Consider the following 14,102-nt stretch of genomic DNA (forward strand, 5'->3'; position numbering starts at 1 on the left):
ACACTCCTTAATGAAATTTTTTGATTCGTATGCTGCTGCATTGATTGCTGCATTCTGCGGAGTTGATCTATCAGAATATTTAAACAGAGTAACATAATTGCTCCAATTGTATAACAAAAAGAGAATGGTTACCACTGTTTTAAAACGACGTTTTTTTGCCCTAACAGCTCTTTTAAGCGGTATAATACCTGGTGATCCGCCTCGATATGGAACTCCTCAGGAAGCTTTATCGTCTGTTTTTGCCTTTCATAATAGAGATAAACGCCGGTTTCCCCCTTATGCTCCAGCAAAATGCGCTTTATCTTTGTCAGGATCTCCTGACTGTGCTGACTGCTTTCTATTTTAATATAAACCGATGGCGCTTTTTCAGCATTCATATTTTCCAGCAATTCCGCTCTGGACATAATAAACTGGGCTTTTTCCTGCCTGATTTCACATTTCCCTGCTGTGAACAATAGAGCGCCCTCTCTTAAAACGGGAGAAAGCTGTCTGAATTGTTCAGGGAACACAACGGCTTCCATCTCACCGGTCTCATCGCTTAACGTTAAAAACGCCATGTTTTGACCTGTTTTTGTCCGAATCGTTTTGATTTTCGTCAGCAGGACACCGAGTGAAACCTGCTTTTTAACAGTCTGCTGAGCCTGCTGAATGGATACCGCTCCGCGCGCTGTCAGCTGGTTTCGGAAGGCAGAGAGCGGATGATTTGAAAAATAAATACCGAGCGTTTCTTTTTCAAATGCAAGAATATCCACAAGCGGGAGCTCCTCGGTCTCCACATACTTCGGTTTAATGGAAAACGATTCATCTAAAAACAATCCCATTTGGTCATCGTCCGCGGCGAAAAGCTCGGCATGCTCTAACGCAACGTCAATCGATGCGAGCAGTGTGGCCCGGTTTTGAGCGAATTCATCCATTGCACCAGAAAATATGAGCGCTTCAAGCGTTTTGCGGTTTACGCTTTTTGACGGCACACGAAAGCAGAAATCGAAAAGATCTTCGAATGGTTTCTCTTTTCTGGCTTTATATATATCTTTGACTGCTGAGACGCCTACACTTTTTATCGCACGGAGGCTGTACCTGACAGCTCCGCCTTCAACTGTAAACGGATAACTGCTTTTGTTCACTGACGGAGGAAGGATACGAATCCCGCTCCCCTTCGCTTCGTATAGATATTGAGCTATTTTATCCTCATTGCCAATGACGCTTGTAAGCAATCCGCACATAAAATATAAAGGATAATGAGCCTTCAAATAAGCAAGCTGGCAGCCGATCATGCTGTATGCCACCGCATGGCTTCTGTTGAAGCCATAGTTTGCGAATTTGACGATTAAATCGTAGACTTCATTTGCAGTGTCTACAGAATACTCCTTTTTTAAGCACCCTTCAACAAAATGGCTTCGCTCTCGGTCAAGAATGTCTTTCTTTTTTTTGCTGACTGCACGTCTGAGCAGGTCCGCCTCTCCTAAAGAAAATCCTGCCATACGTGACGCAATCACCATAATTTGCTCTTGATAAACGATGACGCCATACGTATCTTCCAATATCTCTCTTAAATCCTCATGGGGATAATGGACCGGCACCCGCCCATGCTTACGGTCGATAAATAACGGAATGTTTTCCATCGGACCGGGCCGGTACAGCGCGTTTACCGCGACAATATCTTCTAATCCTGAGGGCTTAAGCCTTTTCAGAACGCTTCTCATTCCTGAGGATTCAAGCTGAAAAATCCCTGTCGTATCCCCTTTTGACAGCAGAGAGAATGTTTTTTCGTCTTGATAAGAAATACTCGAAAGATCTATTTTCATATTTTTTTCTTTTTCAATCATTGAAGTGATGGACTCGATGAGTGTCAGGTTGCGCAAGCCTAAGAAATCCATTTTCAAAAGGCCCAGATCTTCGAGGTGATCCATCGCGTATTGCGTTAAATAGATCCCTTCATGTCCTTCCTGAAGCGGGACAACATCTGTTAACGGTTCCTCACTCAGGACAACGCCGGCCGCGTGGGTTGACGTATGCCTCGGAAGACCTTCTATTTTTCTGGCAATCGTAAAGACTTGCTGAAGCAGACTTGACTCACTGAGACGCTTATTCAGCTCCGGTGATTGTTTTCTCGCATCATCCAAGGTCATGCCCGGCCTTGAAGGAATGAGCTTCGCAAGCTGATCCGCTTCCTTCGGACTTACACCGAATACCCTTCCGACGTCCCGAAGCGCTGCTTTTGCCGCCAGCGTCCCGAAGGTAATAATCTGGGCGACGTGCATGGCGCCATATTTCTGCTGAACGTACTGAATGACCTCGTCCCTTCTCGTATCCGGAAAGTCGATATCAATATCCGGCATACTGATTCGCTCCGGGTTTAAAAACCTCTCAAATAACAGGTGATGCTTGATCGGGTCAACGTCCGTGATATAGAGAACATAAGCCACGAGCGATCCCGCCGCAGAACCCCTTCCCGGTCCTGTCACAATCCCGTTTTCGTGGGCGTGCTTCATAAAATCCCATACGATCAGAAAATAATCGCTGAACTTCATTCGCTTGATGACATCAAGCTCATATTGAAGTCGTCGAATATACCGTTCGTCAGGTGTATCAAAGCGGCTGCGGAGCCCTGTCATACAAACATCCGTCAAATAATCATCCGCGGATGAACCGTCTGGAGTCGGAAATGACGGCAGGCGGGTCTGTCCGAGGCTGACGTCAACCCGGCATTGTTCTGCAATCTCAACAGATGCTTGCAATGCCTCAGGATGCTCTTGATATAGAACACGCATTTCATCAATGGATTTCAAATCGAGATCCGGCATCTCTTCGTTTGATGCCTCAGTGAGTTTTTCACCTGACTTTATCGCTTTCAAACAGCGATAGGCAGCCTGATCTTCTTTCCTTATGTAATGAACATCGCCTGTCGCCGTGACCGGAATTCCCGTTTCTTCAGACAGCCGGAGAATTTGCTCAGATAAGAATTTATTTTCTTTAAACGGCTGAAAGGATAAATAAAAAGCGCCTTTCCCGAATATAGACTGAAAATGAAGCGCTGCTTGAGCGGCTTGGTCAAACAGACCTCCTTCGAGCAGCATTTCAATATAGCCCTTCTCACCAGGGGTAATTGCGATAATACCTTTGCGATAGCTGTTAAGCCATTTTGGCTTCAGGCCGTTTTTTGATTTCGATTGCAGGACGCTGCTGATCTTCAGCAGGTTTTGATAGCCTGTATTTGATTTTGCCAGCAGGACGAGCGGGTAGGCTTCGAGCTCGTCATCATCTGTGAAAACAGAAGCCGTCAAGCCGATAATCGGGTTAATCCCCCTCGCCTTGCATGCTTTATAAAATTGAATAGCTCCGTACATGACATGATCATCTGTCAGCGCCAAAGACCCATATCCGAGCCTGTCAGCTTCACTGACGAGCTCTTCCACAGACGCGGCGCTGTTTAGCAGGCTGTACCCGCTATGCACTTGCAGGTGAACAAAAGACATGCTATCACCTCTTTCTCCATTACGATCCATTTCTTTCTTCATTATAAGTCGGGTTTTCAAAAGAAACAAATGTTCTTTTTCGAGTCCTCATCATACTTGTCCCGAAAGCTCAATATGATATAAAAGGTGAGGTGATTAAGATGGATCAGGAAGCTGGCTTTATGGTAAATTTTATCAACAGTTATTTTATCGCATTAGGGGTGCTGATCGGAGGCGCACTCATCGGAGGCCTTGGAGCATATTTGGCAGGCGAAGCCCCGCTTACGGTTATTTCAAAGCTTGCGAACAGATTAAAAATTTGGGCGCTGGTCGCCGCAATCGGAGGTACATTTGATGCGGTATACAGCTTTGAACGGGGTATTCTTGAAGGCAATACGAGAGATTTATTCAAGCAGATTCTTCTCATTATCTCGGCCATGGGCGGGGCGCAAAGCGGCTGGCTTATTATTTCATGGCTGACGCAGGAGCATATTTCTTCATGAGGGTGCCGCAGCATTACAAAAAACCGGGATGGCAGCGTTTTTTTGCTGGTATGATGTGCGGAGCCGTGATCAGCTGGTTTTTTTTCCTGTTTACATACGGAACATTCCAAGAGGAGCAGGTTTCCCTCATCGAAAAACAAAAAGAGCACGTCAAAGACTTGAACAACCAAATTTCCATCTATCAGGAAGACCTCCACAAACTAAATGAAGACAATAAAAGAAAACTGCTTATTCAAAGCGTCGATGTAAAATTATTAAATGGAGAAAAATACAAAATCTCGCAGCCGGATAAAACAAAATTCGAGGAGCATGTGAAGGATGATATTTCAGAGGTCATTACAAAGGATATAGAAAGCGTCTATAAAACGAAGGAGCTTTTAAAACGGACAATTGAAAATAAAGTCTATACGATCAATGAAAAAAAATATGAGGCAGCTGTCAAGGAATTAATTATTTACACAAGGCTTTCTGTAGAAATTGAAATATCATTCGCGACGTAAATATGGAATTTTCTTAAATTTTTCAAACTCCTGTCGCTTTTTCCCATTCTTTTTTATAAACTATAAATGAGGCTTAATAGCGAAAGGAGGAGGAAGGGAAATGGAGGTTTACAGTGACCGTCAATTAGCAAAAGATCAAGCAGCCCGACTCAGACAAGGTTTTTCTGCATATGCCGAAACAAACTCACTCGCTTCCCTCATCAAAAAAGAACTTCAATCTCATAATCTCCAAGTCTACGAGGACCTTACTGAGTTCGGCTGCTGGTTCATCCCCGTCACAGATGAACACTAAGAGAGAGGGTCTCCCCTCTACTTGTGTTCTTTACATAACGTCTCCAGATCAGCTAAAATCTGTTCCGCTTCATCCCAGCTGTAAATGGAGGCGCCTGAAGCCAGAGGATGCCCTCCGCCGTTATATTTCCGGGCGAGTCCGTTAATAACAGGCCCCTTTGAACGGAATCTGACTCTGATTTGATCGTCTTCTTCTATGAAAAACACCCATGCGCGAATGCCTGAGATATTTCCAAGCGTCCCGACAAGCTGCGACGCTTCAGAAGCTGTTGTGTTGAACATTTCCAGAGTGTCCTTTTTGATGAAAACAGAAGCAGCGCCATTTTCAGACAAAGACACATTTTGAAAGATATAGCCGTTAAGCTTCACCACATTCAGTTTTGTTTCATACAATTGATTAAACAGCTCTGAAGAAGAGAACGGATACTTAATAAGCTCGCCTGCATATTGTAATGTTTTTTCCGTTGTATTGGGAAATAAGAAGCGTCCGGTATCACTGACAATGCCGGCATAGATCAGCTTTGCGGCTTTTGTATTCAGCTTCCAGCCGTGCTCTTTTCCTTCTAAATACAGTTCGTAAATCATTTCACTTACTGAGCTTGCATTCGTATCGACCCACAGAAGATCGCCGTAAGGATCTTCGTTCGGATGGTGGTCGATTTTCATTAGTTTGGCGCCTGATAAATAACGCTGATCGTCGACTCTTTCCTGATTTGCCGTATCGCAGACGATCACAAGGGCGCCTTTATATGTTTCATCGTCCACCTCATCGAGGGTATATAAGAAAGAGAGGGACGGTTCTGGCGTGCCGACCGCAAAAATATTTTTTTCAGGATACGTTTCACGCAGGATTTCCGTAAGTCCGCACTGAGATCCGTAGGCATCCGGGTCAGGGCGCACATGTCTATGTAAGATAATCGTGTCATATAATGATATGGTTATGATCAATTCTGTTTTCATTTGATACTCCTTTATTGTTTTTTTTCATTAAATCACATTCTCTGCCGACGGAAAAGAAAAATAACATCAAAACCAAGCCCGTTTTTGTATAGAATGGGTTTGTAAACTTTTACGATGGAGGATTTCATTTATGCTGGTTCTTGTTTTTTTGATTGGGCTTTCAGCCTGCTTTTATGTGTACTATAAAGTAAAAGGCGTACGGACAAAGCAATCTTTGGAAAAAGAAATCTTTTCAGCAAAATCCAGCATGGCATTAGGATCGCTGGTGCTGTTTTACGGACTCAATCAAATGATATTATTCCATTCAGTTTTAACGTTAGTAATCGGCGGGATCTTTATCGTCATCGGAGCCGGAAGCGCATGGGCAGGTTATAAAGCCTACAGCCATTACAATCCCCTTCACGCCAAAGAAGCTGAAAGAGATCACGCGTAAGGGGCGCCTGAGACGTCCCTTAGCTTCTTTCCATCAGCTGAACCATCAGCATTGCTTTAGACACGATATGGCCTTGGCTGTGCACTTCAACTTCCATTTTTCCGAACTTTCTTCCAGCCTCTAAAATGCGCGGCTTGACTTCGATGACCGACTCCATCTGCACAGGCTTCAAAAAGAAAATGGTGATGCTTTCTATCACTAGTTCGCCGCGTTTTTTCGAGCGCAAAAACCGATTGGCCGCTTGCGTCAAAATGGTCGTAAACACGCCATAAGAAATCGTCCCCAGCTGATTTGTCATTTGCGGTGTTACTTCATACTGATAAACAATCTGATCCTGTTTATCATCATCCTCATCTTTAAATCCTCTTGAGACAATATCATCAAGCTTTTCCCCGACTTGAGGCTGCTTTTGAATCATTTGAAGAGCTTTCAGCACGTCTTGGCGGCTGATCATGCCAATCAGCTTTTGGTGTCCGTCAGTGACGGGGAGCACTTCGATCCCTTCCCATACCATCATTTGCGCCGCTGAGGCGACAGACGTTTTTCCAATAACCGTAACCGGATTTTTTGTCATGACTTTTTCAATGGGTGCATTCCGGTCGTGACCTGCGATATCTTTCGAAGTCAAGATCCCGTGGATTTTCATTTGTTCGTCGACAACCGGGAACCGCCCATGGCCCGTTTCAAAATTTTTCTCGTACCATTTTTCAAGTTTATCCTTAGGTGAAAGATATATCGTACGGTCAGCGGGCGTTAAAATGTCCTCCACCAGAACGATTTCTTTTTTGATCAGCTGGTCATAAATCGCCCGGTTAATCATAGCGGCGACTGTAAAGGTGTCATAGCTCGTGGATAAAATCGGCAGCTCAAGCTCATCTGCCAGCTGCACGATGCTGTCATCTGTGTTAAATCCGCCCGTTACGAGTACAGCGGCGCCTGCCTCAAGCGCCTGTCTGTGTGCATTGATTCGATTTCCGACAATCAAAAGATTCCCGGCTGCCGTATACCGCATCATCGCGTCCAGCTCCATTGCGCCTATGACAAATTTATTCAATGTCTTATGGAGCCCCGCCCGGCCTCCGAGCACTTGTCCGTCTATGACGTTTACAACCTCAGCATATGTAAGCTTTTCGATATTTTCTTTTTTCTTTTGTTCAATTCTGATTGTTCCGACACGTTCAATCGTACTGACAAAGCCTTTATTCTCTGCTTCCTTGATCGCTCTGTACGCCGTGCCTTCGCTTACTTTCATTTCCTTTGCGATTCTCCGCACAGAGATTTTTTCACCTACGGGCAGCGAATCAATATATGTTAAAATTTGTTCATGCTTAGTTGCCAAACCTTTCACCTCTAAGGGACAGTCTTCTGCTTTTATTATAAGGGCTCGGATGATTGATTCGCAATGAGGCAGGAAAATAAAAAGCATCTCCTGATTTTCAGGAGATGCTTTTAGCGATTAAAGCTCAATCGTTTCACCGACGGCCATGACTTTTCCGACTCCGCCCGGCAGGCTGTCTGCAAATGCTTCCGGGTCTTGCTCGATGACCGGGAATGTATTGTAATGAACCGGTACAACTTGTTTTGCACGCAGCCATTCTGCAGCTAGCTTGGCGTCTTCAGGCCCCATCGTAAAGTTGTCGCCAATCGGCAAGAAGGCAAGATCAATATGGTTCAGTTCCCCGATCAGTTTCATGTCAGAGAAAAGAGCCGTATCGCCGGCGTGGAAGATCGTTTTGCCCTCAACAGTCAGCAGAATACCGGATGGCATGCCTGTGTAAGTGATCGTTTTATTTTCTTCGTCAGTGATGGCAGATCCATGAAAGGCCTGTGTAAGCTTCACTTTCCCAAAATCAAACTGATGGGAGCCGCCGATGTGCATGGGGTGAACATTTAACCCTTTCCATCCCAAATATACAGCCAGCTCATTCGGTGCCACAACCAGTGCGTTATTTTGCTTTGCGATTTGCTCAGTGTCGCCCACGTGGTCATTGTGGCCGTGAGTCAATAAGATAGCGTCCGCTTTTGCATCCTCAGGTTTTAAATCGGTTAACGAATTTCCTGTCAAAAACGGGTCAAATAAAATATGATGATTATTCGTTTCTACTGCAACTACAGAATGTCCGTGATACGTTACTTTCATTTCTTTCACCTCGTCACTTTGTATTTGGTGATTTCATTTTCCCTTTTTAAGATGCTGAAAAACTTATGTGGATTGATTCTTGTTAATGACATTGAGGCCCCCGGTTGCTTCAATCACAGTTCCTGTCACCAGGTCTGAGTTCTCTTCGCACAAAAAGGCAATGATTCTGGCGATATCTTCACCGGTGCCGGATCTTCCTATCGGCGTTTTTTCTTTGCCGATACGCTGTCTGGCTTCCTCTATTGACGCTTCCTTCATGTCGCCGACAATGTCGCCCGGGCAAACCATATTAGCGGTTATGCCCGATTCAGCTTCTTCGATCGCAATTGTTTTTGTTAAAGAAGCCAACCCCACTTTTGCGGCGCCGAAAGCGGAGCGGTGAAGCCAGCCCGGTGCGTGTGCCGCGCCTTGAAATCCGTACGTGATGATACGCCCGAATTGCTGTTTTCTCATGACCGGAATAACTGCTTTGAATAAATGAAAGACAGCGCTTAAATTTCCTTCCAGCATACCGTACCATTCGTCATCGGTATAATCGGCTAACTTTTTTCGTTCAAATATGTATGGCCCCGCGTTGTTAATCAAAAAGTCGATTCTCCCGAAACGGTCCAAGGCAGCGTCTGCTATGCGCAGCAAATCCTCTTTTTTGGTGACATCACCTTTTACAAATTGCAGCCGGTCAAGATAGTCAGGACAGGCTTCCTTCAGGCGGCTGACAGCCTCTTCATCCTGCCTGTAATTCACTGTTACTGAATACCCCTTTGCAAGCAATGTTTCAGTCACTTTGCGGCCTAATCCCTTCGAACCGGCAGTAATTAAAGCATGTCGCACATCAATACCTCCCAAAGCAACGTCGCCGCTTTTCAATAAAGTGTTTCTTCTTCTACTTTACTATAAAAGACCGTTAATATCACTTTTTACACTTTGCCATACAAAAAAAGCTGCCTATAATAGACAGCTTATTCCGCAGAAGATGAAGGCTCTTGATCCGGGATATCCACATAACCGCTTTGATATGCTTCGGAAATGAGCCTTGTTGTCTCCTGGCTTTCTTGTTCATCATAAATATAGCGTTCCGGTTCTTTTTTCATCCTTCTGCCTCCCATCATTATAGAGGTAGGTTGGCTGTTATGACGGGATTTTATGAAGGAAATTTTAACAAACTCCGGCTGCCACGCAAGCTTTCGCTTTTACAAGTGCCTGCTCAACTTGTTTGAAGCCCGTGCCTCCTGCGCTCATTCTTTTTTCGACCGCATGATAAGGGTCCAAAACAGTATATATATCATCCTCGAAAAGATCGCTCGCCTTCTGAAAATCGTCAAACGGCATGTCACTTAAATAGATTCCTTTTTCGATGCATGTGTACACAAGCTTTCCGACCACTTCGTGCGCTTCTCTGAATGGCATTCCTTTCTTCGCTAAATAATCAGCCAGTTCGGTCGCATTTGAAAAGTCTTGTTTTGTCGCTTGCTTCATGACGTCTTTGTTAACAGTCATTGTTTGAATCATACCTGTGAAGATTTGCAGGCTGCCTTCGACCGTTTTCACCGTGTCAAACATGCCTTCTTTATCTTCCTGCAGGTCTTTGTTATAAGCGAGCGGAAGGCCTTTCATGATCGTAAACAGCCCCATCATGTCACCGTATACGCGCCCCGTTTTGCCCCGAATCAGCTCAGCCATATCCGGGTTTTTCTTCTGCGGCATCATGCTGCTTCCTGTTGCATACGTATCGTCTAGCTCGATGAATTTAAACTCCTGGGAGCACCACAGAATGATTTCTTCAGAGAAACGGGAAAGGTGCATCATCAGCATGCTGCTGTTGCTTAAAAATTCCAAAATGAAATCTCTGTCGCTGACGCCGTCGAGGCTGTTTTCATAAATGGAATCAAAGCCGAGCAGCTCTGCTGAATACTCACGATCGATCGGGAAGGTGGTACCCGCGAGCGCTCCGCAGCCGAGCGGAGATTTGTTGATCCGCTTCATTGAATCCTGAAAACGTTCCTTGTCGCGCTCCAGCATCCAGAAATACGCAAGCAGATGGTGAGCGAATGAAATCGGCTGGGCGCGCTGAAGATGAGTGTAGCCCGGCAGAATGGTTTCAACATTTGCTTCTGCTTTATCAATGAGCGCACCTTGGAATGCCTCTATCAGCTCGATAATATGGGCGACATGGTTATTCAGGTACAAATGCATGTCAGTTGCCACCTGGTCATTCCGGCTTCTTCCGGTATGCAGCTTGCCGCCGAGAGGGCCGATTTCGTCAATGAGCATTTTCTCAATGTTTAAATGAATATCTTCATAATCAACTGAGAACTCTAATGCCCCGTCTTCTGCTTTTTGCAAAAGGGTTTTCAGTCCCTCACGGATTTTCATCTCTTCTTCTTCTGTCAGGATACCGCATTTTTTCAGCATGGCAGCATGTGCGAGAGACCCTGTAATGTCTTCAGTGACTAAATGTTGGTCAAATGATATGGACGCGCCGAATTCGTCGACCCATTTTTCAGGTGTTTTTTGGAATCGGCCTCCCCAAAGCTTCTTCATGCTTTAATCTGCTCCTTCTTTTTCACGATGCTGTTCACTTTTGTCGGAAGTCCCCAGAGCTCGATAAATCCGATTGCCGCATGGTGGTCAAACGCATCGTCTTTAGTATATGTTGCAAGTTTTTCATCATATAGAGAGTATTCTGATTTACGCCCCTCTACAATGGCATGGCCTTTAAACAGCTTCACGCGAACGATGCCTGTAACGTGTTTTTGCGTTTCTTTTAAGAAAGCGTGCAGCGCGTCTTTTAAAGGGGAGAACCATAAGCCGTTGTAAATGATTTCTGACAGCTTTTGTTCGATGGCCGGTTTAAAGTGCGCGACCTCTTTCACTAATGTCAAATCTTCCAGTTCCTTGTGTGCTTTGATAAGTGTTATCGCACCCGGGCATTCATATACTTCACGGGATTTAATGCCGACAAGGCGGTTTTCCACGTGATCGATACGTCCGACCCCATGCGCGCCTGCAATTTCGTTCAGTTTTAAAATTAATTCAGAAAGGGAGTAAGAGACGCCGTCGATGGATACAGGCACACCTTGTTCAAATGCGATTTCAATGACTTCCGGTGTATCCGGTGTTTTTTCCAGCGGCGCTGTAAGGTCGTATGCTCCTTCTGGCGGAGCGGCCCACGGATCTTCTAAAATGCCGCACTCATTTGCGCGTCCCCAAAGATTTTGGTCAATGGAATACGGGCTGTCAAGATTGATCGGAATCGGAATGCCGCGGCTTGCCGCATATTCGATTTCTTCTTCACGAGACCATTGCCATTCCCGAACTGGGGCGATGACTTCAAGGTCAGGATTCAAAGATTTAATTGATACCTCAAAACGCACCTGGTCATTTCCTTTTCCTGTGCATCCGTGCGCAATCGCCTGTGCCTCTTCTTTTTCTGCGATCTCGACTAATTTTTTTGCAATAAGCGGACGAGACAATGCGGACACGAGCGGATATTTTCCTTCATACATCGTGTGAGCCTGCAAAGATAACAGCGCGTAATCCTGGGCGAATTCTTCTTTTGCATCAATCACGTAAGAATTTGTTGCGCCGACTTCCAACGCTTTTTGCTGAACAAACGCCAAATCCTTGCCTTCGCCGACGTCCAGGCAGCAGGCGATAACATTATACCCTTGCTCTTGAAGCCATTTTATCGCGACGGAAGTATCAAGACCCCCTGAGTATGCTAATACGACTTTTTTCTGTTCTGCCATCATAAAAATCTCCTCTCAACCCTGTTTCTTTTGTATAAAAATAAATTATATTTAATAAAAATACATTTTGTATGTATACACTTTAACAAGTAAGCTCCTTTTTTTCAAGCCTTTTATTAAAAAAACTTCACCCATTTTTCAGGTGAAGTTTCGTAGTATTTATTCATTTACTTGTCTTTTCTGATTTCTCTGACCACATGGGCGAGCTCCGGAATAATCAGCTTATTCATTGCCAGCTTTACCGCACCGCTGGAGCCTGGCGTTGAAAAAACGGCTGTATGTTGGATAACGCCGGCTGTGGCTCTCGACATGATTGCACTGGAGCCGATGTCTTCTGTATAACTGAGCATCCTGAATATTTCTCCAAAGCCGGGCAGCTCTTTCGAAAACAGCGGCGTAATGGCTTCAATGGTGACGTCCCGATTTGCTATGCCTGTCCCTCCGTTTAAGAGAACCGCGTCCGTCTGATCATCCATGCAGCCCGCAAGCACAGCCCGCTGCAGGGCATCCTTTTCGTCTTTTACAATTTCATATGTAGCAATCTGATGGCCGGCTTCTTCTAAAAATGAGATCATCAGCCTGCCGCTTTTATCCGTTTCTTCCGTTCTCGTATCACTGACCGTAATCACTTTGCACCGGACAATACCGGGTGCCTCTTGTTTATGCTCTTGAACACTCATTGGCTCACCTCTTTGTATTTTTGTCTACCTTTATCATGCTTCAACAAAAAAGCACATTCAAGAGAATGTGCTTTTTTGCATTATTTAGCTAAACGAACAACGTCGCGTGCAATCATGACTTCTTCATCAGTCGGAATGATCATAACTTTTACTGGAGAATGAGGGTAGCTGATGAACGCTTCCTCACCGCGTACGTTATTAAGCGCAGGATCCCAGTATACGCCCATAAATTCCAGACCGCGAAGAACGCGTTCTCTGACTTCTACGCTGTTTTCACCGATACCGGCAGTAAAGATGATCGCATCAACACCGCTCATTCTGGCAGCGTAAGAACCGATGTATTTGTGGATACGGCTCGCGAAGACTTCAAGCGCAGTTTCCGCGCGCTCATTACCTTGTTTCGTTGCTTCAACGATGTCACGAAGATCGCTTGAGAAACCGGAGATGCCAAGCAGTCCGCTTTTTTTGTTTAATGTATTCAGTACTTCGTCAGCGGTTTGGCCCGTTTTCTCCATAATGTATGGGATCAGGGCAGGGTCGATGTTTCCAGAGCGTGTACCCATTGCCACACCCGCAAGCGGCGTGAAGCCCATAGATGTATCAATTGATTTTCCGCCTTCAACAGCCGCAATACTTGCACCGTTGCCAAGGTGGCAGGAAATCAGGCGTAAATCTTTTAACGGACGGCCGAGAAGCTCTGCCGCACGCTCCGTCACATATTTATGTGAAGTGCCGTGGAAGCCGTATTTACGGATACCGAATTTTTCATAGTATTCGTATGGCAGGCTGTACAGGTAAGACTGCTCAGGCATTGTTTGGTGGAATGCCGTATCAAAAACAGCAACCGCAGGAACATTTGGAAGCACTTCTTTGAAGGCTTTAATTCCAACGATATTTGCCGGGTTATGCAGCGGCGCCAATTCAGAAATATCTTCGATCTCCTGAATTGTTTCGTCCGTTAATAAAACGGAATCGCTGAATTTTTCTCCGCCGTGTACCACGCGGTGTCCAATTCCGTCAATTTCATTTAAATCTTTGATAATGCCGAATTCTGTCAGCTTATTCAGCAGCATTTTAACCGCTACCGCATGATCAGGTATATCAGTTACTTCTGTATTTTTTTCGCCGTTTACAGAAATCGTGAACACACTGTCGGCGATACCGATTCGTTCAACTAAGCCCTTCGTTAAAACTTTTTCTGAAGGCATTTCGAAAAGCTGAAATTTCAAAGACGAGCTTCCTGCGTTAATTGCAATAATTTTGGACATGATTGACGCTCCTTTTTACTCTGTATCAACATCTTCGTTTTTCGTACTTTTTTCCCGGTGAAATCATCAATTTCTCCCGAAAAATATCTGACTTTTCCATTTAAACATTGTCATGTCGGCTTT

The 14,102-nt window shown here is 45.0% G+C and carries 14 protein-coding genes; 4 read left to right on the forward strand and 10 right to left on the reverse strand.

The genetic code is table 11. The annotated features are described in order from the left end of the window. Window positions 1–128 precede the first annotated feature (128 nt). Window positions 129–3,476 (reverse strand): DNA polymerase III subunit alpha, encoded by a 3,348-nt coding sequence (gene dnaE, locus HC660_RS14690; RefSeq protein WP_168748511.1) that lies wholly within the window; start codon window positions 3,474–3,476, stop codon window positions 129–131. A gap of 140 nt (window positions 3,477–3,616) precedes the next feature. On the opposite strand from dnaE, the gene ytrH reads away from it, so the two are divergent. The 3 genes from ytrH (at window position 3,617) to HC660_RS14705 (ending at window position 4,750) form a co-directional block, all read left to right on the forward strand. Next, on the forward strand, window positions 3,617–3,958 hold the full coding sequence (gene ytrH / locus HC660_RS14695) for a sporulation membrane protein YtrH (protein ID WP_010335282.1): 342 nt from the start codon (window positions 3,617–3,619) through the stop codon (window positions 3,956–3,958). Beyond that, window positions 3,955–4,458, forward strand: coding sequence for a sporulation membrane protein YtrI (gene ytrI / locus HC660_RS14700; protein ID WP_010335283.1), 504 nt, complete (start codon window positions 3,955–3,957; stop codon window positions 4,456–4,458). Before ytrH ends, ytrI begins: the two co-directional genes overlap by 4 nt. A gap of 100 nt (window positions 4,459–4,558) precedes the next feature. After that, the gene (locus HC660_RS14705; RefSeq protein WP_010335284.1) at window positions 4,559–4,750 is read left to right on the forward strand and encodes a YtzJ family protein; all 192 of its coding nucleotides are present in this window, start codon (window positions 4,559–4,561) and stop codon (window positions 4,748–4,750) included. 17 nt (window positions 4,751–4,767) lie between these two features. Here HC660_RS14705 and nrnA read toward each other — a convergent pair whose 3' ends face one another. Next, window positions 4,768–5,709: a bifunctional oligoribonuclease/PAP phosphatase NrnA gene (gene nrnA, locus HC660_RS14710; RefSeq protein ID WP_168748512.1), complete on the reverse strand. Its 942-nt coding sequence runs from the start codon at window positions 5,707–5,709 to the stop codon at window positions 4,768–4,770. Between the two features lie 130 nt (window positions 5,710–5,839). On the opposite strand from nrnA, the gene HC660_RS14715 reads away from it, so the two are divergent. Further along, the gene (locus HC660_RS14715) at window positions 5,840–6,142 is read left to right on the forward strand and encodes a YtpI family protein (protein WP_010335286.1); all 303 of its coding nucleotides are present in this window, start codon (window positions 5,840–5,842) and stop codon (window positions 6,140–6,142) included. 19 nt (window positions 6,143–6,161) lie between these two features. Here the strand turns inward: HC660_RS14715 and HC660_RS14720 are convergent, their stop codons facing one another. From HC660_RS14720 to HC660_RS14750, 8 genes are all read right to left on the reverse strand, one after another. Next, complete coding sequence (locus tag HC660_RS14720; RefSeq protein WP_168748513.1) at window positions 6,162–7,481, reverse strand: CBS domain-containing protein; 1,320 nt, start codon at window positions 7,479–7,481, stop codon at window positions 6,162–6,164. 117 nt (window positions 7,482–7,598) lie between these two features. Next, on the reverse strand, window positions 7,599–8,282 hold the full coding sequence (locus tag HC660_RS14725) for a metal-dependent hydrolase (RefSeq protein ID WP_010335288.1): 684 nt from the start codon (window positions 8,280–8,282) through the stop codon (window positions 7,599–7,601). Between the two features lie 63 nt (window positions 8,283–8,345). Continuing rightward, entirely contained in the window at window positions 8,346–9,113 is a 768-nt protein-coding gene (locus HC660_RS14730) for an SDR family oxidoreductase (protein ID WP_010335289.1), read from the reverse strand. 128 nt (window positions 9,114–9,241) lie between these two features. Then, complete coding sequence (locus tag HC660_RS21245) at window positions 9,242–9,373, reverse strand: hypothetical protein (protein ID WP_010335290.1); 132 nt, start codon at window positions 9,371–9,373, stop codon at window positions 9,242–9,244. Between the two features lie 64 nt (window positions 9,374–9,437). Continuing rightward, a complete protein-coding gene (gene argH / locus HC660_RS14735; RefSeq protein ID WP_168748514.1) occupies window positions 9,438–10,823 on the reverse strand; it encodes an argininosuccinate lyase in 1,386 nt (461 codons plus the stop codon). Beyond that, a complete protein-coding gene (locus tag HC660_RS14740) occupies window positions 10,820–12,031 on the reverse strand; it encodes an argininosuccinate synthase (protein WP_010335293.1) in 1,212 nt (403 codons plus the stop codon). The genes argH and HC660_RS14740 overlap by 4 nt, the downstream gene beginning before the upstream one ends. A gap of 167 nt (window positions 12,032–12,198) precedes the next feature. Further along, window positions 12,199–12,711, reverse strand: a complete 513-nt coding sequence (locus tag HC660_RS14745; protein WP_168748515.1) for a MogA/MoaB family molybdenum cofactor biosynthesis protein — start codon at window positions 12,709–12,711, stop codon at window positions 12,199–12,201. An 80-nt stretch (window positions 12,712–12,791) separates the two neighbouring features. Next, window positions 12,792–13,979, reverse strand: coding sequence for an acetate kinase (locus HC660_RS14750; protein ID WP_010335295.1), 1,188 nt, complete (start codon window positions 13,977–13,979; stop codon window positions 12,792–12,794). Window positions 13,980–14,102 lie beyond the last annotated feature (123 nt).

Origin of the sequence: Bacillus mojavensis (assembly GCF_012648005.1) — a bacterium.
GTDB lineage: Bacteria > Bacillota > Bacilli > Bacillales > Bacillaceae > Bacillus > Bacillus mojavensis.